Below are 19900 nucleotides of genomic sequence, written 5' to 3'. Positions count from 1 at the left end.
CCGTCGAGGCGTGGTGCGGGCCCTGGACGGCGTCGACCTGACGCTGCCGGCCGGCCGACACCTGGCCCTGGTCGGCAGCTCGGGGGCGGGCAAGAGCAGCCTGCTCCGGGTGCTGCTGGGCCTGGACACCCCCGACGCCGGCACCGTCCGGGCCTTCGACCGGCCGGTCGTGCCCGGTCCCGCCGGCGCGCTGCGCTGGCTGCGGGCCGCGGTCGGGGTGGTGCTGCAGGACGCCGGCGGGTCGCTGGACCCCCGGTGGACGGTGGGCCGGGTCGTCGCCGAGCCGCTGCGGCTGCTCGCCGTCCCCGGCGACCACCCCGGCCGGGTGGCGGACGTGCTGGCCGCCGTCGGCCTCGACCCGGCCGTCGCCGGGTCACGACCGGGGTCGCTGTCGGGCGGCCAGCGCACCCGGGTGGCGCTGGCCCGGGCGCTAGCGGCCCGGCCCCGGCTGCTGGTCGCCGACGAGGTGCTCAGCGGCGCGGACGTCGTGCTGCGCCGGCAGTTGCTCGACCTGCTCCTCGGGCTGGCCACGGACGAGGGCCTGCAGCTGCTGCTGGTCACCCACGACCTGGCCGTGGCGGCCGCGCTCGGCGGGGACGTCGCGGTGCTGGACGCGGGTCGCGTCGTCGAGCAGGGCCCGAGCGCCGCGGTGCTGCGCTCCCCCGCTCACCCGGCCACCGCCGGACTGGTCGACGCCGTCCTGCGTCTGCCCGCGTGAGGCCCCTGCGCAGCGGGCTCACGGTCCTCGGCACCGTGCTGGTGCTCGTGCTGGCGGTCGCCGCCCTGCCGTGGCTTCGGGACGAGGACCCGGCGGCCACGGTGCTGCGCACCCTCTACCGGGAGCGGGTGCCCGACCCGGCGGTGGTCGCCGACCTGCGCCGGGAGCTGCGGCTGCCCGACGACCCGTGGCAGGGCGCCTGGACCTGGCTGTCCGGAGCACTGCGCGGGGACCTCGGGGTGAGCTGGGTCGATCGCGACCCGGTCGGCCCCGAGGTGGCCCGGGCCCTGGCGGTCTCGGCCGGGCTGGCCGGGGCCGCGCTCGCGGTCGCGGTGCTGGTGACGGCGGCCCTGCTGCTGCCGGCCACCGCCCGAGCGGTACGCCGGGGTGGCCCGCTCGGCGCACGGGCCGGGGCGCTGCCCACCCTGCTCGGCGCGCTGCCCGAGGTGGTGCTGGGCGTCGTCCTGCTCGCCGTGCTGGGGACGGCCGCCGGCTGGCTGCCGACCTCCGGCTGGGGCACCCCCGCGCAGGTGGTGCTGCCCGCGCTGGCCCTGGGGCTGCCCTCGGGCGGGCTGCTCGCCCGGGTGCTGGGTGCCTCGGTGGACGGTGCGCTGGCCGAGCCGTGGGTGCGCACGGCCCGGCTGAACGGAGCCGGCACGCGGGCGGTGCTGGGGTCGGTGACCCGACCGGCCGGCGCCGTCGCCGCCCCCCAGCTGGCCCTGGTGGCGGTCGGGCTGCTCGGGTCCTCGGTGGCCGTCGAGCAGCTCTTCGCCGTCCCGGGGGCCGGCCGGACGGCGCTGCGGGCGGTGCTGGCCCAGGACCTGCCGCTGCTGCAGGGCTGCGTGCTGGCGCTGGTGCTCACCGGCCTGCTGCTGGGGCTGGCGGGGAGCTGGGCCCACCGGGCGCTGCTGCGGCCGGCGGCGGGGGCCGGCGACCACGTCGTCCCGGTGCCCGTACCGGCCGCGCGCACCCTGGTGCCGCTGCTGGTCGCCGGTGGGCTCGTCCTCGTGGTCGCCGTCGGGCTGGTCCGCGGCGGCGGCGGGGTGGTGCTGGGCGACCGGCTGGCCACCCCGTCGGCCGCCCACCCGTTCGGCGCCGACGCGGTGGGCCGGGACGTGCTGGCCCGGTTCGCCCAGGGTGCGGTGCTGACCGTGGGGGTGGGGCTGGCGGTGAGCTTGTTCGCCCTGGTGGTCGCGCTCGCCGTCGCCGCCACCGCCCGGGACACCCGGCCCGGGGTGGCCGACGTGCTCAACGCGCTGCCCGCGGTGCTGGTGGGGGTCGCGGTGACCGGGGTGACCGGTCCCGGCCTGCTGCCCGCCGCGGCCGGGGTGGCCGCGGTCGCCTGGGTGCCGCTGGCCGTGCACGGCCGGGCGCTGGTGGTGCAGGGCCTGGCGTCCGGGCCGGTCCGGGCCGCCGAGCTGGCCGGTGCGACCCGGCGTCAGGCGCTGGTCGCCCACGTGCTGCCCGCCGTGGTCGGACCGCTGACCCGGCATGCTGCCGCACGGGTTCCTGCGGTCTCGCTGTCCCTGGCCGCGCTCAGCTTCCTCGGCCTGGGCGCCGCGCAGGACTCCCCCGAGTGGGGCGCGATGCTGGCCGAGTCCCTCGACTACCTGGAACGGGCACCCTGGACCGTGGCCGCCCCGGTGCTCGGACTGCTCGCTGTCGGTGTCGTCGCGGGCACCGCCTCAGTGCCCCGCCGTCGCTGCTGACGGTCCGGTCACCCCAGTGGGACGTCGCCCGAGGCGTCACGGCCCGCTGGCTCAGGCCCAGCCGGGAACCAGCTGGTGTGGCAGGACCCTGCGGGCGCGCGGACGACGGTCACGGTGCCCCGCCACCCCCGAGAGCCCGGAAACGGGGCGCACCAGCGGAGGGCAGCCGGCACTGCTCGAGGTGGTGGGCGGACCCCGGGGAGGGTCGGCCCCCATGGACACGACCACTACTGTCCCGGTTGATCGTGATCACGTGACATCCCGTCGCCAGTTCGATCGGACGGGAGGGACGGTGGTCGTGGGCCTGCCGGTCACTCCCGCTCGGCCGGCGGTGTCAGATCCAGCGCTGGAGCGATTCGCTCGCCTGGTTCGCCGGCAGTTGGGCGTACCCACCGCGCTGGTCACGCTGGTCTCAGCAGACGAGCAGGTGTTTCCCGGGGCCCTGGGGCTGCCCGAGCCGTGGCAGACCACACGTCGCACACCACTGACCCACTCGTTCTGCCAGCACGTCGTGCTGGCAGCGAAGCCGTTGGTGATCGAGGATGCGCGGCTGGATCCCCTGGTCCAGGACAACCTGGCCATCGTCGACCTCCAGGTGGTGGCCTACGCCGGCTGGCCACTGACGGCCGCCGATGGTTCGGTCGTGGGCTCGTTGTGCGCCATCGACTCGGTGCCCAGACAGTGGGCCGAGGAGGACCTGGCGGTCCTGGCCGACCTGGCCGGGGCGTGCAGTTCCCAACTCCAACTGCTGGCCTCCCAGGACGCAGCCGGCCAGGCCGCAGTACTCGCCGACGCGGCCAACCAGCGGCTGGCCGTCCTCGCCCAGGCCAGCAACGACCTGGCCGACGCCGAGGGATGGGATGACCTGGATCGGGTGATCAAGCAGCTGCCCGAGCTCCTGGTCCCGACCCTGGCGGATGGGTGCGTCATCTCCCTGCGCGGGGAGGACGGCAGGTTCAGCGACCACGCCTGGTGGCACCGCGAGGAGGTCCGAGGCACGGTGCTCTCGCAGTGGGTGGGTCTGCGGCACCAGGTCATGCCCGCACACTCGCCGCTGCGCCAGGTCCTCGACACCGGGAGACCGCAGAGCACTGATTCCCGGACGGTGGCAGCGATGCTGCCCGCGGGCCCGGCTCGTGAACTGCTCGAGCAGTTGGGCGACACCCGCTGGTTCCACGCACCGATCCGGGGCCGCAACACCATGTTGGGGGTGCTCACGGTGTTCTCCTCCCAGGCTCGCCCGAGCCTGGCCGAGGAGGAGGTCACCGTGCGGGGCATCGCGGGCCGGGTGGGCCTGGCCATGGACAACCAGCGGCTGGCCCACGCCCAGGAGCAGCTCACCGAGAGGCTCCAGCGCAGCCTGCTCACCGATCCCCCGCAGCCCGACCACGGCGAGATCGTCGTCCGGTACCAGCCTGCCGCGGAGTCGGCCAAGGTCGGCGGAGACTGGTACGACGCCTTCATCCAACCCGGCGGGACCACGATGATCGCCATCGGCGACGTCGCCGGCCACGACTCCGTCGCCGCAGCGACCATGGGCCAGCTGCGTGGCCTGGTCCGGGGGATCGCGGCGTTCAGCGACGCCCGCCCCGCCCGGGTGCTGCAAGGCGTCGACCACGCCAAGGACATCCTCATGATCGACGGTCTGGCCACCTTGGCGCTCGCCCGGTTCGAGCAGACCCCGCACGAGGTCGAGGAGGGCACCACCCGCATGGTGTTCTCCAACGCCGGCCACCCACCACCGCTGATCCTGCATCCCGACGGCACCGCTGAGTTCCTCACCCCGGACGGCACGGCGGAGATGCTGGTGGGGGCACAGGTCGAGGTCGTCCGCACCGACCGCACCGTGGTGCTGGAGCGAGAGGCCACCGTGCTGCTGTACACGGACGGCCTGGTGGAGCGGCGCGATTCCGACCTCGATGCGGGTCAGCAGCGGCTCCTCGATCTGGCCCTGCAGCTCACGGCCGGGACCCTGGAGGAGCTGTGCGAGGGGATCCTGGACGGCATGGGCACCGCCGAGTACGACGACGACATCGCCCTGGTCGCTGTACGGCTGCACCCACAAGACCGCCCCCGCCCTGCCGAAGCGGGACCCAACGTCGTGCCGGACTCCGCACCCGAACCGGCTCACCCCGCGCAATGACGCAGCACGATGCCCTTCATCTCAGGGACCTGCCTCTCGCAGGGGGTGCGTGAGGGTCCGGCCAACCAGTCTCGGCGCAGCGTGGGCATCGCCCCAGTTCGTGGGACGAAGACCGGAAGGGAGGAGGAGCCGGGCTGGTCCCCGCGTGTCACCACAACGGAGAACGACAATCCAGGGCACAGTCCGCCCTGGCCTGGTCGTACCCAGGATGGTCTTGGTCCAGCCGGGCGAGCAGACACACCGTGCGCAACAGCTCGTGCGCCCGCCCCGTGGCCAGCGCCATCGGTGACCCGCACAGCCGCAGGTACTGCTCGGCGACCTCGATCCGCGTCTCCGCCTGAGCATTGAGACGACCGACCGGATCACGGGCGTTCGTCGTCGTCGATCGACCCAGTTCCACGATCTCCTCCGTCGCCCTGTCCCGCACGAACTGCGCCAGTGCCCTGCTCATGCGGTCAACTCTCGTTCCGGTGCCCCGACGGACGGTGCTCGAGCGCTGCCGCAAGGTCTACCGGACGGGGCAGGGTCTGGCGCAACGAGGCACGCTGCCGGTTCGGATCGGACTCGCGGGCGCCCGACTGACGACCGGGAGGGCGGTACAGCCGAGGCGCGGTGCAGGTACATCGCGGACGGGCCGTCGCAGCTGACGACATGTGTCCTGCGCCCGCCCTAGTGGTCGAAGCGCGTTCACACTGCAGTGTTAACACCGGTGCGTTAACTTTTAGATGTTAACGCACCCGCGCATGCACACCCTCGTCGTCAGGAGAGTTCCGTGTCCGTTCCCAGGCCCACGTCCGCCGACATCGCCTCCCTCGCCACCGAGCTGGGCTACGCGGCAGTGGCCGACTCGGCCGTGCAGTACACCGCCATGATCAGCGGCATGCTCGGGGTGTACGACGCCCTCGACGCGGTGCCTGAACCGGCAGTGCTGCCGGGCCGCCCGCCTGTGGACTTCCGCCGGCCGACCGTCGAGGAGGACCCACACCACGCCTGGGAGGTCTACACCTCCATCCCAGGCGCTGAGTCCGGTCCGCTTGCCGGCATCCGCCTCGGGGTGAAGGACAGCATCATGGTCGCCGGCCTGCCGATGACCAACGGCACCGACGTCCTGGCCGAATTCGTCCCCAGCATCGACGCCACGGTGGTCACGCGTGCCCTGGCCGCGGGGGCCGAGATCGTCGGGAAGACGACCAACGAGTACTTCTGCATGTCCGGGGGCAGCCACACCGCCCACAGCGGCGTCGTGCACAACCCGCACCGGCCGGGGACATCGGCTGGCGGTTCCTCCAGCGGCAGCGCCGTCGCGCTGGTGACGGCGAGGCTGACATGACCCTGGGCGCCGACCAGGCCGGGTCGATCCGCATGCCGGCGTCGTGGTCGGGCGTCGTCGGGCTCAAGCCCACGTACGGACTGGTGCCCTACACCGGCATCGCACCCCTGGAGGGGTTCTTCGACCACGTCGGGCCGATGACCCGCACGGTCACCGACAACGCCCGGCTGCTCAGCGTGCTGGCCGGGTCCGACGGCATCGACCCGCGCCAGCGCGACATCGAGGTCGGTGACTACCTGTCCGGCATCGACGCCGGGGTCCAGGGATTGCGGATCGGGGTCCTGCAGGAGGGCTTCGGCACGGGCGGCGCCGAACCGGAGGTCGACGCGACGGTGCGGGCCGCGGTCGAGTCCCTGCGCGGCCGCGGGGCCGTCGTGGAGGACGTGTCGGTCCCACTGCACGCGCTGGGCCCGGCCCTGTGGACGGCGATCGCGATCGAGGGGATGGCCGAGACCGTCCTGCGCAACCTGGGCTTCGGCTTCGGCCGGGCCGACTGGTACCCGGTGGACATGATGGAGCACCTGCACGACCGTCGCGCAGACGTCAGCGGCCGGCCGGCCAACGTCGTGCTCTTCACCCTGGTCGGGCGCTGGGTCGACGCCCAGCAGGGCCGTCTGAACTACGCCCGGGCGGTGAACCGGACCCGCACCCTGCGCGCTGCCTACGACGCGGCCCTGCGCGACGTCGACGTCCTGGTCACCCCGACCACACCGCAGACCGCGCGCCCCCTGCCCGACCCGGAGCACGGCCCCGGAGCAGCCATCCAGGCCTCGATCGAGATGTCGACGAACACGACCCCGTTCAACATCACCCACCACCCGGCGCTGAGCGTCCCCTGCGGTGAGGTCGCCGGACTCCCGGTGGGCCTCCAGGTCGTCGGCCGCCACTTTGACGAGGCCACCGTCTACCGCGTGGGCCGTGCCCTCGAGACGGCCTGACCTAGGGTCACGCCGTGGCGCGTTCACCGGACATGCGCATCCGCATCCTGGACACGGCGTTGCGCCTGCTCACCGAGGGCGGGCGCGACGCGGTCTCCGCGCGCGCGGTGACCGCGGCCCTGGCCATCCAGGCACCCACGATGTACCGGATCTTCGGTGACATGCAGGGCCTCTTGGACGCCGTCGCGGTGCACGGGTTCACCACGCACATGGCCACCTGGACGGGCTGGGAGTCCGGCGCAGACCCCGTCGACGTGATCCGCCGGGGCTGGGACGCGCACATCGACTGGGGCGTGGCCAACCCGCACGTCTACGCCATCGCCTACGGCGAGGCCCGCCCCGGTGTGATCTCCCCGGCCTCGGCGGCCATCGACGACATCCTCCGCACCCTGGTCGAGCAGGCTGCCGCCGCCGGCCTTCTCCGCCTGCCGGTCGACCAGGCCGTGAGCACCCTGCGTGCGATCGGGGCGGGCGTGGTCCTCACCCTCATCGCCACCCCTGAGATCCAACGCGACCACGGGTTGAGCGAACGAAGCCGCGAAGCAGCGCTACGCACCATCCTCATCGACCCCCACTCCTCGCCCCGGGTCCGGGACTCTGGCGCAGCCATGCAGCTCAAGACGCAGCTGCCCGACACCACCGCGCTCAGCGCCCACGAGAAGGCCCTGCTCGGAGACTGGCTCGACCGCATCGCAGCGAACAGCTGACGTCAGACGCGGGCTCCCCCGGGACGTGCATGGCCAGGCACCCATCGGCGGAGCTCAGCCGGTCCGTGCTGTCGCCCAGGACCCCTTGGGGACGGGTTCTGGGCCGTACGTCGTCGGTTCACATGCCGGGGTTCATGAACTGCGGGTGCCTGAGCACGAGCAACCGGCAGCTCTCCGGGAGCGACACCCCCCGGCCACAGAGCAACTCGCCACATGGCCCGGTCGCCGGGGTCCAGGTAGCGGTGGCCATCCCCAGTGGCTCAGAGCGCGTTGCTGTCACGGTTGCTGTCAACAACAGCGAAACGGGCCGCCCCGAGGGGACGACCCGCCTCTGACCTTCTGTTCCTCTGTCGGGCTGACAGGATGTGAACCTGCGACCCCTTGACCCCCAGCCAGCTGCGGGGGGGCGTCGTCGTCCGCACACCTCCCGTTTCCGCAGGTCAGACAAGTTCGGCGTGCGGGGCCGTCTGTCGCTGTGCGGGCTCGTCCGGACCGCGTTGCTGTACTGGTTGCTGTACTTCTGGAGGCCCGAGCCACCGGTCTCAAGCCACCCTCGGCGGGGATCTGGCGGGCTCCCCCTCGGGCCTCAGACGACCGTCTCCCACCCGGCGCCAGAGAACGGGGCCAGACCGCCCGCCACGTGACCGTCGAGACGCACGAGCAGGCGGAGGCGGACACCGACCTCGGGACCGTTCACCCGGACGACGGTGATGGTCGGGTCCGCGACGGAGTGCGTGTGGTCGAGGAGGACATCGGGCACCCAGCCCAGCCGTTGTCCGCTCGACTCGACGACGACGAGGGCTCGCGGGTTGGCGGGGTTCGATGGTTCTGGGACGAGAGTCAGCCGGTCACCTGGGCGCAGCATGCCCAGGACGGACTCAGCCCCGTCGACGTACCGGATGCCGTGCACCAGGAAGAAGCAGCGGGACGCGCCGTCGGCATCGACCTCCGGCTCGGGCAGCAGCATGATGCCGTCACCCGCGCGCTGACCACCCGATCGGGCCAGGACCTCGAGGGGTGAGGGAGTACCGCTGAGATCGAGCGCCGCCAGGAAGAGGGGGTGCTCCGGACGGCAAGGGTCCATGATCCGTTCGGCGAACAACGGGAAGAGCCCCTCGGAGCGGTACGAACGGGACACGTCGGCGAATCCCAGGAAAGGGCGGAACCCCTCGCGCCCCACGGCAGTCCGCAGGTAGTCGAACGAGTACTCGACGCTGTCCGCCCGGGCAGATGCCGCGAGGAAGCCGACCGGTCGGTAGAAGCCGTCGACGTCCTTCTCGGTGACCAGCAGCCGTCGGCAGCCCGTCTGGACTGGGTGCAACGGAGCAATGAGGTCATCGACAGACATCGAGCACCCCTTCCCTGTTGAGGTGGAGCAGTTGCCTACAGAAGGTACGAGCAGGGTCTGACATTCGCGGAACGCCGGACAGCACATCGTCCACATCGGCAGTCGAGACACGCGCCAGGCGACCCGACCAGTGACGGCGGGCCTCTTCTCCTGCCTCGTCCAACGCCGCTGTGGCGAAGGCCGTCAGAGGGGTCTTGTGGCCGTCCTGGAACTTCCTCCCGTACGCCTTGTCGGTGAAGCGGACGAGGCGTACGGGTTCAGCCACGATCTCCTGGCGTCGTACCTCCGTCAGCGCTGAGCCCAGAGATGCGCCGTGGTCGTAGGACGGCGCCAGGGACACGCTCCCGTCCGCACGGACCAGCAGCGCCCAGTTCTCCTCGTGGCGGTCCAGGTTCGAGATCCACGCGTCGAAGACGAGGTAGCCCGCGAAGAGGCCGACTGCCGTCACGCCGGGGACGTCCCATCCGGCCGGCGGCATCACATCGAGGGACCGCAGCTTCTGGACCACGGTGGACACGGAGTGACCGACGTGGTTGCGCGGTGGCCTCAGACGGCCTTCGTGCACCTCGCGATACCGGTACCCGGGGACGTCCTGGAGCAGGATGGCCCCGTTCTGGAGGTCGAGGCCCGGTCCGGCCAGGTCCCTGCAGATGACTCCAGGCTCTCGACCCTCGCCCGTGTCCCGGAACGCGAGCTCGACGTCGGCGCACGGCAGCCCGATCAGTTCGGCCAGGCCGTGGGCGACCTTCTCGGCCCAGTCCTCTCCCTGGGGTTCTGAGGATCGTGTGGGGATCCGAGTCGCCTTGTAGAGCCAGCTGGCCCCACCGCCGTCCTCCAACCACCGGTTGGCACCGCTCCCCCGTGCTTCGAGCTGGAGGGTCGTCCACTCCGTGACGTCGACTTCCAGCGCCCTGGCCACGGGGAGAACGTAACCATCCGCCGGGGCCGGGAGCGGCCGCGGCGGCCACACCCGATGACGTTCCCCGATCACGAACGAGCCGACACCCGCCCGCTCACCAGGTCCCGCGTGAGCAGCCCGTCGGCCTCGGCAGCCACGAGCATCCGCAGGGTGAACCGGCGTCTCCGCAGTGCGTGCACGGTGGTGGACGGGGTCTCTCGGAGAGCCACCTGCAGGTCGTCGTACGCGGCCTTACGCGACGGCGACCGGCGGCCCCGGGGCCGCCACGCCGGGTCCCCGCCGCTGCTGGCACTGCTCTCGACGGCACAGTGGCCGTGGCGCCGGCACGGGACGAGGTCCCCGGGCGCGGGGAGCAACCAGCCGGCCTCGTAGTCCAGCCGGTGTCCGCACCGGAGGTGCGCCTCGTGCGGCACGGAGGACCTCAGCTGCGCTTCTCGCCGAGCCCGAGGCCCCGGCCGATGATCTCCCGCATGATCTCGCTGGTCCCGCCGTAGATCCGCGCGATCCGGGCGTCGGCGTAGTCCCGGGCGATGGGGAAGTCGTGCACGTAGCCGTAGCCCCCGTGCAGCTGAAGGCAGGCATCGACCACCCGGCCCAGCGACTCCGACGCCCACAACTTGGCCATCGCGGCGTCCTGCGGGGAGAGCTCGCCCGCCACGTGCGCGGCCAGGCACTGGTCGACGAACGCCTGGGTGACCGCGACCTCGGTCGAGCAGTCGGCGAGGGAGAAACGCGAGTTCTGGAAGGTGCCGACCGCCTGTCCGAACGCCTCCCGCTGGGTGACGTAGGCGAGCGTCCGGTCGACCACGCCGCGGGCGCTGGCGACGTTGCCGATCGCGATCGAGAGCCGCTCCTGCGCGAGGTTGCGGGTGAGGTACCGGAAGCCCTGGCCTTCCTCCCCCAGCCGGTTCGCCACCGGCACGACGGCCTCGTCGAAGAAGAGCTCGCAGGTGTCCTGGGCCTTCATGCCCATCTTGTCCAGCGTGCGGCCCCGGGTGTACCCCTCAACCCCGTTCTCCACGACCAGCAGGCTGAGGTCACCGTGCGTCCCGGCGGTCCCCGTGCGGACGACGGTGATGACCAGGTCGGCGTTCAGGCCGTTGGTGATGAACGTCTTGGACCCCGACACCCGGTAGACGTCGCCGTCGCGGGTCGCCCGGGTGCCCACCCCGGCCAGGTCCGAGCCGGCCCGCGGCTCGCTCATCGCGATCCCCAGCACGAGTGCGCCCGAGGCCACCCCGGGCAGCCACCGCGCCCGCTGCTCCTCGGTGCACAGCTCCAGCAGGTAGGGCAGGGCGACGTCGTTCTGCATGGTGAAGCTCAACGAGAACGCGTTCAGCCCGCGCCGGGAGGACTCCTCGTTCAGCACGGCGTTGAACCGGAAGTCCTCGGTGCCCCCGCCGCCGAGCTCCTCCGGGACGGCGAGCCCCAGGAACCCCAGCTCGCCGAGCCGGTCGAACACCGGGCGCGGCACCCGGCCGGCGGCACCCCAGGCGTCGTACTGGTCCACGACCTCGGCGTCGAGCCAGCGGCCGAAGGACGTTGCGAGGTCGCGGTGGTCGGCGTCCAGGACGGTGCGGCGCACGGGGTCTCCAGTGCTCGGTGGGGACGGCGGTCAGACGACGCCGTCATCGTGCAGCCGGGCGATCTCGTCCTCGGCCAGGTGCAGCAGGTCGCGCAGCACGGCGTCGGTGTCCTCGCCGAGCTCGGGGGCGGGGCCGGGCAGCGTCACCGGTGAGTCCGAGAGCTGCAGCGGGCTGCCGAAGACCGTCGAGCGGCGGTCCCCGTCGCCGGTCTCGGCGAGCATCCCGCGGTCGCGCAGCACCGGGTCGGTGAGCACCTGGCGCAGGGTGCGCACCGGGGCCGCCGGGATGCCGGCCTGCTGCAGGAGGCCCAGGGCGGTGTCACCGTCCAGACCAGCGGTCCAGGCCGCCACCGCGGCGTCGACGTCGTCCATCCGGGCGACCCGGCCGGCCGGGGTGGCCAGCACCGGGTCGGCGGCGAGGTCGTCCCGGCCCATCAACCCGCACAGCGCCGACCAGTGCACCGGCCGCAGGCAGAGCACCGCCAGCCAGCCGTCGGCCACCGGGTAGACGTTGTACGGGCACACCGACAGCCCGCCGTGCCGGTTGCCGGTGCGCTCGGGGAACTCGCCGTCGGACTCCAGCAGCCCGGCGATGTTGGAGGCCAGGCTGGGCAGCACCGCGTCCTGCATGGCCACCTCGACGTGCTGCCCGCGGCCGGTGCGGGTGCGTTGGAACAGCGCGGCGAGGACGGCGGCGGCGAGGTGGCTGCCGGCCGCGAAGTCCACGACGGCGGCGCCGGCCTTCACCGGCGGGCCGTCCGGGAACCCGGTCGAGGACAGCACCCCGGAGACCGCCTGCACGGTGACGTCCATGCCGCGCAGACCCTCCGCGGCCGGGTGCCGGCCGTAGGCGCGCCCGGAGGCGAGCACCAGCTCGGGCCGCCGCTCGTGCAGCACCTCCCAGCCCAGCCCGAGCCGGTCGAGCACGCCGGGGGCGAAGTTCTCCACCACGACGTCGGCCCGGTCGACCAGGTCCAGGAACAGCTCGCGGCCGCGCGGCGCCTTGAGGTCCAGCCGCACCCCCTGCTTGCCGGCGTTGAGCAGCAGGAACGCGGCCCCGGAGGAGGCGCCGTCGCCGCGCCAGCGCAGCGACTCCCCGCCCGGCGGCTCGATCTTGACCACCGTGGCCCCCAGCGCCCGCAACAGGTGCGTGCAGTACGGGCCGGCGTACACCTGGCCGAGGTCGAGGACGACGATCCCGTCCAGCGCGGGTGCGGTCATCCCGCGGCCCCCCGGAGCAGCGCCCCGACCTCGGCGGCCAGCTCGACGCCCGCCTGCGGGGAGGCCGCGGCTGGGATGACGGTGATCTGGGTGGCGCCGCCAGCGACGAACTCGGCCAGCCGCTCGGCCACCTGCTCCGCCGTCCCGGACGCCGACAGGTGCTCGAACTCGGCCCAGGGCCGGTGGTAGAGGTCCTCCATCGCGGTGGCGACGTGCTCCCGGGCCCGGTCGGGTGAGCGATCCAGGCCGCACCACACGTTGACGCCGAAGAAGTCCGGCGCCACGACACGGCCGGCGGCCTCGCTGGCCTCCAGCACCTCCACCCGGGTGGCCGCGAAGCGGCGCGGGGTGCAGAAGATGCCCAGCCACCCGTCGCCGTGCTCGACGGTCCGCCTGACGGCGACCTCGCCGCGACCGCCGATCACCACCGGCACCCGCGGCGAGGGCGCCGGGCGGACGCTGGCCCGCTCCAGGGTGAAGAACTCGCCCTGGTGGTCCACCTCGTCGCCGGTGGCCAGCGCCGCCAGCACGGTCAGCGACTCGTCGGTGCGCCGCCCCCGGGTGGCGGGGTCGACCCCGCAGTTGGACACCTCCAGGCGGTCCTCACCACCCACGCCGACGCCGAAGACCAACCGCCCCGGGGCCAGCTGGCTGATCGAGGCGAGCTGGCGGGCCACGACCATCGGGTGGCGCAGCGGCAGCTGGTAGACCCCGACCAGCACCGACAGTGCGTCCGACGCAGACAGCACCGCGGTCGCGGCCAGCAGCCCGTCGAAACCGATGCCGTCCTGGAAGCTGACGTGGTCGCCGACCGTGACGTGGTCCAGGCCGCCGTCGACGACGGCCTGCAGCAGGTCCCGCCGGCTCGCGCCGTCGCCGGTGAAGAGGCTGTCGTGCACGGACACCCCGATGGTCGTCATGGACCCCTCCTCGCTGAACGGCCTGACCTTTCGAACTCCAGACGGAGCGTGCCAGACTCGCCGGCATCTGCCCAGCGTCGGGTCCCGGTACGTCGTGGCCCCGTCCGCACGAGCCCGAGGACCCGCCGATGACCCAGCCCGCCGCCACCCCGTCGACTCCCCGGTCCGTGCTCCGGGTGGGCAACTGCTCGGGCTACTTCGGTGACCGCCCGCAGGCTCTGCGGGAGATGCTCGAGGGCGGCCCGCTGGACGTGCTGACCGGCGACTACCTGGCCGAGCTCACCATGCTGGTGCTCTGGAAGACAGGCCGCCGTCCCGGCGGGGTCGGTTACGCACCGACGTTCCTGGCGCAGATGGAGGACACCCTCGGGCTGTGCCTGGACCAGGGCACCAAGGTCGTGGTCAACGCCGGCGGGCTCGACCCGCGGGGGCTGGCGGAGAAGCTCACCGAGCTCGCCGCCCGGGTGGGCGTCGGCGCCCGGATCGGTTGGGTCGAGGGCGACGACCTGCTGGCCCGACTGCCCGAGCTGACCGCGGCCGGCGAGACGTTCCCGCACCTGGAGGACGGTCGCCCGCTCGCCGAGACCGGGGCGCCCGCCGTCACCGCGAACGCCTACCTGGGTGGTTGGGGCATCGCCGAGGCACTGCGCCGGGGCGCCGACGTCGTCGTCACCGGCCGGGTCACCGACGCCGCCCTGGTCGTGGGCCCCGCTGCCTGGGCCTTCGACTGGGCAACCGACGACTGGGACCGGCTCGCCGGTGCCGTCGTCGCCGGGCACGTGCTGGAGTGCGGCACCCAGGCCACGGGCGGCAACTTCTCCTTCTTCCAGGAGGTCCCCGACCTGCTGCACCCCGGGTTCCCGATCGCCGAGATCGCCCCCGACGGCTCCAGCGTCATCACCAAGCACCCGGGCACCGGTGGTGCGGTCACCGTGGAGACCGTCACCGCCCAGCTGCTCTACGAGATCGCCTCCCCCGCCTACGCCAACCCCGACGTGGTCACCCACTTCGACACCGCCGAGGTGTCCCAGCGTGGCCCGGACCGGGTCGCGATCACCGGCGTCGTCGGCTCGCCCCCGCCGCCCACGCTCAAGGTCTGTGTCAACCAGGAGGGCGGGCACCGCAACACGGTGGCCTTCGGCCTGACCGGCCTGGACGTCGAGGCCAAGGCGACCCTGGCGCTGCGCGGCTTCCTGGCCCACTTCGACGACGGACCCACCCGCCCGGCCGTCGTCGACTCCCGTGTACTGCACGGCCGGGCCGCGGACGCCGCGACCAACGCCGACGCCGTCTCCCGGCTGGTGATCACCTGCAAGGACGCCGACCCCGCCGTCGTCGGCCGTCCGGTCTTCGACGCCGCGAACCGGCTGGCCCTGGCCAGCTACCCCGGCATGTACCTGGAGGACGCCGGCCGCTCCGCCCGTGCGTTCGGCGTCTACGTGCCCACCGTGGTCGACCGCACCCGGGTGCCGGTGTCGGTGCACGTCGCCGAGGAGGGTCCGACCACGCCCCCGGAACCGGCCACCACGGCCCCGCTGAGCAGCACCCCGACCGTGGACCCGCCCTCCCCCGCCGACGACGACGGGAACCTGGTCGAGACCCCGCTGGGCGCACTCGTCGGGGCCCGCTCCGGGGACAAGGGCGGCAACGCCAACATCGGGGTCTGGACCTGGTCCGACGTCGTCCACGACTGGCTGTCAGCCCACCTGACCACCGGCCTGCTGTGCGAGCTGCTGCCCGAGGTGGCCGGCCTGACCGTCGACCGGTACCCGCTGCCCCGGCTCCGGGCGTTGAACTTCGTCGTCCACGACCTGCTCGACGACGGCGTCGCCGCCACCACCCGGCCCGACCCCCAGGCCAAGGGCCTGGGCGAGTTCCTGCGCTCGCGCACCGTCCGGGTGCCCCGGTCGGTGCTGGCGGCGGCAACCCGCCCGGAGGCGGCTCTTGAGGGCAGTCCCTCGGGACCGTAGTGTCCGATTGGTCAGACCGAATGTCACCACCGAACCGGAAGGACGCTCCCCATGGAGATGGACGAGTTCACCGATGTCACGTACGAGGTCGACAACGGCCTGGCCTGGATCACGATCAACCGGCCCGAGCGCTACAACTCCTTCCGGGCCCGCACCGTCGACGAGCTCGTGCTGAGCTTCAAGAAGGCCTGGGGCAGCGACGAGGTCGGCGTCATCGCCCTGACCGGCGCCGGGGAGAAGGCCTTCTCCACCGGCGGTGACCAGAAGCAGCGGATGGAGACCGGGGACTACGGGCCGTCGGAGAGCGGCCTGTTCGAGGTGGACTCCCTCCACTGGGTCATCCGCGACGTCCCCAAGCCGGTCATCGCCGCCGTCAACGGCTTCGCCATCGGCGGCGGCCACGTGCTGCACCTGCTGGCCGACCTCACGATCGCCAGCGAGGGCTCCCGGTTCGGGCAGAACGGTCCCCGCGTCGGTTCCTTCGACGCCGGGTTCGGCACCGGGCTGATGGCCCGCGCCATCGGGGAGAAGCGGGCCCGGGAGATCTGGTTCCTCTGCCGGCAGTACAGCGCCGAGCAGGCCCTGGACTGGGGCCTGATCAACCGGGTCGTGCCCGAGGACCAGCTGCGCGCCGAGGTGCGCTCCTGGGCCGACGAGATCCTCCGGCTCTCCCCCACCGCCCTCAAGGTGCTCAAGCAGTCGTTCAACACCGACACCGAGCACTTCGCCGGCACCGGCCAGATGGCCTACTCCAGCCTGAAGATGTTCGGCGAGACCGACGAGGCGCGCGAGGGCATCACCGCCTTCAACGAGAAGCGCTCCCCCGACTTCTCCGCCTACCGCGGCAACTGAGGTGACCTCGCCCTTCTCCGCCCAGGCGCTGGCCGGCAAGCGGGTGCTGATCACCGGCGGCGGCACCGGCCTGGGCCGCGGGGTGGCCCGGCACCTGGTCGAACACGGCGCCCAGGTGCACCTGTGGGGACGCCGCGAGGCGGTGCTCGCCGAGGCCGCCGAGGAGGCCGCCGGCGACCGGCCCGGCAGCGTGCACTGGCAGACCGTCGACGTCCGCAAGGCCGACCTGGTGGACGCCGCGATGGAGTCGCTGTGGACCGAGCACGGCCCGCTCACCGGGCTGGTCAACAACGCAGCGGCCAACTTCATCGCACCGACCGAGACGTTGAGCTCCCGGGCGTTCGAGGCGGTCACCGGCACGGTCATGCACGGCACCTTCCACACCACCCAGGCGGCCGGGAAGCGCTGGATCCGGGACGGCCTGCCCGGCAGCGTGCTGTCCACGCTCACCACCTGGGTGTGGACCGGCTCGGCGTTCGTGGTGCCCTCGGCGATGGCCAAGGCCGCCGTGCACGCGATGACCATGTCGCTGGCCGTCGAGTGGGCCAAGCACGGCATCCGGCTCAACGCGCTGGCGCCCGGGCCCATCCCCACCGACTACGCCTGGGAGATGCTCAACCCCACCGAGAAGAGCTCGGTCGGGGCCACCCAGGTCGACCAGATCCCGGCCGGCCGCGCCGGCACCATGGCCGAGCTGGCACACCTGACGATGTTCCTGTTGTCCGATGCCTGCGACTACCTGACCGGGCAGACGATCGGCATGGACGGCGGCCAGATGCTGGCAGGCCCGGGCACGTTCGCCGGGCTGACGTCGCTGACCCCCCAGGACTGGGCCGACGTCCGCGAGCGCAGCCAGGCGGCCACTGCGGCCAGCAAGGCGGCCCGCTCGGTCTGAGCGCCCACCCCGGCAATGACCCCTTTCGGGAGATCGACGCGGGCGCTGCCCCCGGTCCACGCTGGTCCCGACCCAGTCGGGTGATCCAGATCACTCGGCGCGACGGACCAGGAGCGCGCGTGACCACAGGCCTGAACGAACTGGTGGGACCCGAGCGGACCCGGGCCCTGCACGAGGCCGGACTGTGGGGCGACACGACCCTGGTCGACCACATCGAGCAGTGGGCCGAGGCGGACCCCGAGCACGCCTACGTCTCCGACGGCACCTCGTCGTACTCCTACGGCCGGTTCCGTGACGACGCCTGGGCGCTGGCCCGCAGCTTCGTCGACCTGGGGGTGACCGCCGGTGACCGGGTCGTGGTCCAGCTGCCCAACTGGAACGAGTTCTTCCTGGTCTACGCGGCGTTGAGCCGCGTCGGGGCGATCACGATCCCGTGCGTGCACGTCTACCGGGCCGGCGAGGTCGGGTTCATCGTCCGCGACTCCGGTGCGGTCGGCCTGGTCACCGCCGGGGAGTTCCGCGGCTTCGACCACGCCGAGATGGCCCGCGCCGTGGCCGCCGAGAGCCCCGGGCTCCGGTTCCGGGTCGTCGTCCGGGGCACCGCGGCCGGGGCCCTGCCCCTGGAGGAACTGCTGTCCGGGTCCGACGCCGTCCTCCCGGACCCGACCCCGGCCGACGACCGGCACCTGGTGCTCTACAGCTCCGGCACCGAGGCCCAGCCCAAGGGCTGCCTGCACACCTGGAACACCAGCAGCTTCCTGCCCAAGCAGGCGGTCGTGGCCCTCGGCCTGACCCGCGACGACGTGGTCTTCATGCCCTCGCCGGTCACCCACGCCCTGGGCCTGACCCTCGGGGTCATGGCACCCACCATCGCCGGTGCCGCCGTCCACCTGATGGACGTGTTCGAACCCGCGGCAGCCATCCAGCGCATCACCGAGCACGGCTGCACCGGGACGGCCAGCCCGGCCGCGTTCATCCGGATGACCCTGGACGCCTTCGACCCCGCGGTGCACGACCTGTCCGGTCTGCGGTTCTGGTTGACCGCCGGCGCCCCGGTCCCCGCCGCGCTGGTCACCGAGTCGGCGGCGGCCTTCGACGGCTGCCGGGTGGTCAGCGCCTACGGCTCCAGCGAGGTCATGATGGCCACCGTCTGCCGCCCCGAGGACCCGATCGGGCGGGTGGCCACCTCCGACGGCTCACCGGTCCCCGGCGTCGAGCTGCGCATCGTCGACCCGGCCACCGAGGAGGAACAGCCCACCGGGCAGGACGGCGAGATCCGCTACCGCGGGCCGGGTCGGCTGCTGGAGTACTGGAACCGGCCCGACCTGACCGCCGCGGCCACCGACGGCGCGGGCTGGTGGCGCACCGGCGACCTTGGCCGGCTCGACGACGAGGGGTACCTGCGGGTGACCGGCCGGCTCAAGGACGTCATCATCCGCGGCGGCCACAACATCAGCGCCCGGCAGGTCGAGGAGGCGCTGCTGCAGCACCCGGCCGTCTCCGACGTCTCGGTCATCGGGCTGCCCGACGCCCGGCTCGGCGAGAAGGTGTGCGCCGTCCTGGTCACCCGCGACGGCTCGCAGCTCACCCTCGACGAGGTCCGGCACCACCTGGTGGACACGTGCCGTCTGGCGGTCTGGAAGACCCCGGAGCAGATCGAGTTCGTCACGGCGATGCCGGTGACCGCCACCGGCAAGACCCAGAAGTACGCGCTGCGCGCTGCCTACACCCCGGTCGCACCACAATGAGCTCCTACCGGTCGGTGTTCGCCCCCGGCCTGTTCACCGGCCAGACCGTCGTGGTCACCGGTGGCGGCAGCGGGATCGGTCGCTGCACCGCGCACGAGCTGGCCTCCCTCGGCGCCCACGTCGCCGTCGTCGGGCGCTCCCAGGACAAGCTCGACCGGGTGCACGCCGAGATCACCGAGGACGGCGGCAGCGTCTCCACGCACAGCTGCGACATCCGGGACGAGGCCGGCGTCATCGCGGTCGTCGACGCGGTGCTGGCCGAGCACGGCCGCATCGACGGGCTGGTCAACAACGCCGGCGGGCAGTACCGGGCCAAGCTCGCCGAGATCTCCACCAAGGGGTTCGAGGCCGTCGTGCGCAGCAACCTCACCGGTGGGTTCATCGTCATGCGCGAGGTCTTCAACCGGTCCATGTCCCAGCACGGCGGCTCGATCGTCAACATGATCGCCGACATCTGGCACGGCTGGCCCTACTTCTCGCACTCCGCGGCCGCCCGGGGCGGGATGCACACCCTGTCGGAGACCGCGGCCACCGAGTGGGCGGAGAAGGGGGTCCGGGTCAACTGCGTGGCGCCCGGCGCGATCGCCTCCAGCGGGCTGGACACCTACGAGGCCAAGGACCGGGAGTTCATCCGCACCGAGGTCGCGCCCGCCATCCCCCTGCAGCGCTTCGGCACCGAGGCCGAGGCCAGCGCCGCGATCGTCTACCTGCTGTCCCCGGCCGCCCGTTTCGTCACCGGCACCACGCTGCGGGTCGACGGCGGCGCCCCGAACGCCCGGCGGGGCTGGTGGGACCTGCAACCGGTCGACCACCCCGCGGTCTTCGACGGCTTCCACCGCTCCGAGGCACCCCGGATCCTCGCCGATCCCGCCCACTGACCCACCCACCCGCAGGAGA

17 protein-coding genes are annotated in these 19900 nt (G+C 72.9%); 11 read left to right on the top strand and 6 right to left on the bottom strand.

The window, feature by feature from the left end; genetic code table 11:
* Positions 1 to 13 precede the first annotated feature (13 nt).
* The 3 genes from F1C76_20325 to F1C76_20315 all read left to right on the top strand — a co-directional run bounded on the left by F1C76_20325 (position 14) and on the right by F1C76_20315 (position 4570).
* The gene (locus F1C76_20325) at positions 14 to 718 is read left to right on the top strand and encodes an ATP-binding cassette domain-containing protein (GenBank protein ID QNG39424.1); all 705 of its coding nucleotides are present in this window, start codon (positions 14 to 16) and stop codon (positions 716 to 718) included.
* On the top strand, positions 715 to 2427 hold the full coding sequence (locus F1C76_20320; protein QNG38578.1) for an ABC transporter permease subunit: 1713 nt from the start codon (positions 715 to 717) through the stop codon (positions 2425 to 2427). Before F1C76_20325 ends, F1C76_20320 begins: the two co-directional genes overlap by 4 nt.
* Before the next feature lie 214 nt (positions 2428 to 2641).
* Positions 2642 to 4570, top strand: a complete 1929-nt coding sequence (locus tag F1C76_20315) for a SpoIIE family protein phosphatase (protein QNG38577.1) — start codon at positions 2642 to 2644, stop codon at positions 4568 to 4570.
* Between the two features lie 148 nt (positions 4571 to 4718).
* Here the strand turns inward: F1C76_20315 and F1C76_20310 are convergent, their stop codons facing one another.
* A complete protein-coding gene (locus tag F1C76_20310) occupies positions 4719 to 5021 on the bottom strand; it encodes a hypothetical protein (protein QNG38576.1) in 303 nt (100 codons plus the stop codon).
* Positions 5022 to 5342: 321 nt separating this feature from the next.
* Here F1C76_20310 and F1C76_20305 point away from each other — a divergent pair, with 321 nt between their 5' ends.
* From F1C76_20305 to F1C76_20295, 3 genes are read left to right on the top strand one after another with little or no spacing between them, the layout of a single operon-like run.
* Entirely contained in the window at positions 5343 to 5900 is a 558-nt protein-coding gene (locus F1C76_20305; protein QNG38575.1) for a hypothetical protein, read from the top strand.
* The gene (locus F1C76_20300) at positions 5897 to 6838 is read left to right on the top strand and encodes a hypothetical protein (GenBank protein ID QNG38574.1); all 942 of its coding nucleotides are present in this window, start codon (positions 5897 to 5899) and stop codon (positions 6836 to 6838) included. Before F1C76_20305 ends, F1C76_20300 begins: the two co-directional genes overlap by 4 nt.
* 14 nt (positions 6839 to 6852) lie before the next feature.
* Positions 6853 to 7545, top strand: a complete 693-nt coding sequence (locus F1C76_20295; protein QNG38573.1) for a TetR/AcrR family transcriptional regulator — start codon at positions 6853 to 6855, stop codon at positions 7543 to 7545.
* A gap of 586 nt (positions 7546 to 8131) precedes the next feature.
* On the opposite strand, the gene F1C76_20290 is transcribed toward F1C76_20295, so the two are convergent.
* The 5 genes from F1C76_20290 to F1C76_20270 all read right to left on the bottom strand — a co-directional run bounded on the left by F1C76_20290 (position 8132) and on the right by F1C76_20270 (position 13538).
* Positions 8132 to 8893, bottom strand: a complete 762-nt coding sequence (locus F1C76_20290; protein QNG38572.1) for a hypothetical protein — start codon at positions 8891 to 8893, stop codon at positions 8132 to 8134.
* A complete protein-coding gene (locus tag F1C76_20285) occupies positions 8880 to 9812 on the bottom strand; it encodes a hypothetical protein (GenBank protein QNG38571.1) in 933 nt (310 codons plus the stop codon). Before F1C76_20285 ends, F1C76_20290 begins: the two co-directional genes overlap by 14 nt.
* Before the next feature lie 421 nt (positions 9813 to 10233).
* Positions 10234 to 11397: an acyl-CoA dehydrogenase gene (locus tag F1C76_20280; protein ID QNG38570.1), complete on the bottom strand. Its 1164-nt coding sequence runs from the start codon at positions 11395 to 11397 to the stop codon at positions 10234 to 10236.
* Positions 11398 to 11427: 30 nt separating this feature from the next.
* Entirely contained in the window at positions 11428 to 12618 is a 1191-nt protein-coding gene (locus F1C76_20275) for a CoA transferase (protein QNG38569.1), read from the bottom strand.
* Positions 12615 to 13538, bottom strand: a complete 924-nt coding sequence (locus F1C76_20270; protein ID QNG38568.1) for an LLM class flavin-dependent oxidoreductase — start codon at positions 13536 to 13538, stop codon at positions 12615 to 12617. The genes F1C76_20275 and F1C76_20270 overlap by 4 nt, the downstream gene beginning before the upstream one ends.
* A gap of 128 nt (positions 13539 to 13666) precedes the next feature.
* Here F1C76_20270 and F1C76_20265 point away from each other — a divergent pair, with 128 nt between their 5' ends.
* From F1C76_20265 to F1C76_20245, 5 genes are all read left to right on the top strand, one after another.
* Positions 13667 to 15508, top strand: coding sequence for a DUF1446 domain-containing protein (locus F1C76_20265; GenBank protein ID QNG38567.1), 1842 nt, complete (start codon positions 13667 to 13669; stop codon positions 15506 to 15508).
* Positions 15509 to 15565: 57 nt separating this feature from the next.
* Complete coding sequence (locus tag F1C76_20260; protein ID QNG39423.1) at positions 15566 to 16360, top strand: 1,4-dihydroxy-2-naphthoyl-CoA synthase; 795 nt, start codon at positions 15566 to 15568, stop codon at positions 16358 to 16360.
* A gap of 1 nt (position 16361) precedes the next feature.
* A complete protein-coding gene (locus F1C76_20255; protein ID QNG38566.1) occupies positions 16362 to 17255 on the top strand; it encodes an SDR family oxidoreductase in 894 nt (297 codons plus the stop codon).
* 212 nt (positions 17256 to 17467) lie between these two features.
* The gene (locus F1C76_20250) at positions 17468 to 19003 is read left to right on the top strand and encodes an AMP-binding protein (GenBank protein QNG39422.1); all 1536 of its coding nucleotides are present in this window, start codon (positions 17468 to 17470) and stop codon (positions 19001 to 19003) included.
* Positions 19000 to 19881 (top strand): SDR family oxidoreductase, encoded by an 882-nt coding sequence (locus F1C76_20245; GenBank protein QNG38565.1) that lies wholly within the window; start codon positions 19000 to 19002, stop codon positions 19879 to 19881. Before F1C76_20250 ends, F1C76_20245 begins: the two co-directional genes overlap by 4 nt.
* Positions 19882 to 19900: the final 19 nt, after the last annotated feature.

This window comes from Geodermatophilaceae bacterium NBWT11, assembly GCA_014218215.1.
GTDB lineage: Bacteria > Actinomycetota > Actinomycetes > Mycobacteriales > Geodermatophilaceae > Klenkia.
This window is presented reverse-complemented; position numbering and strand designations above follow the sequence as displayed.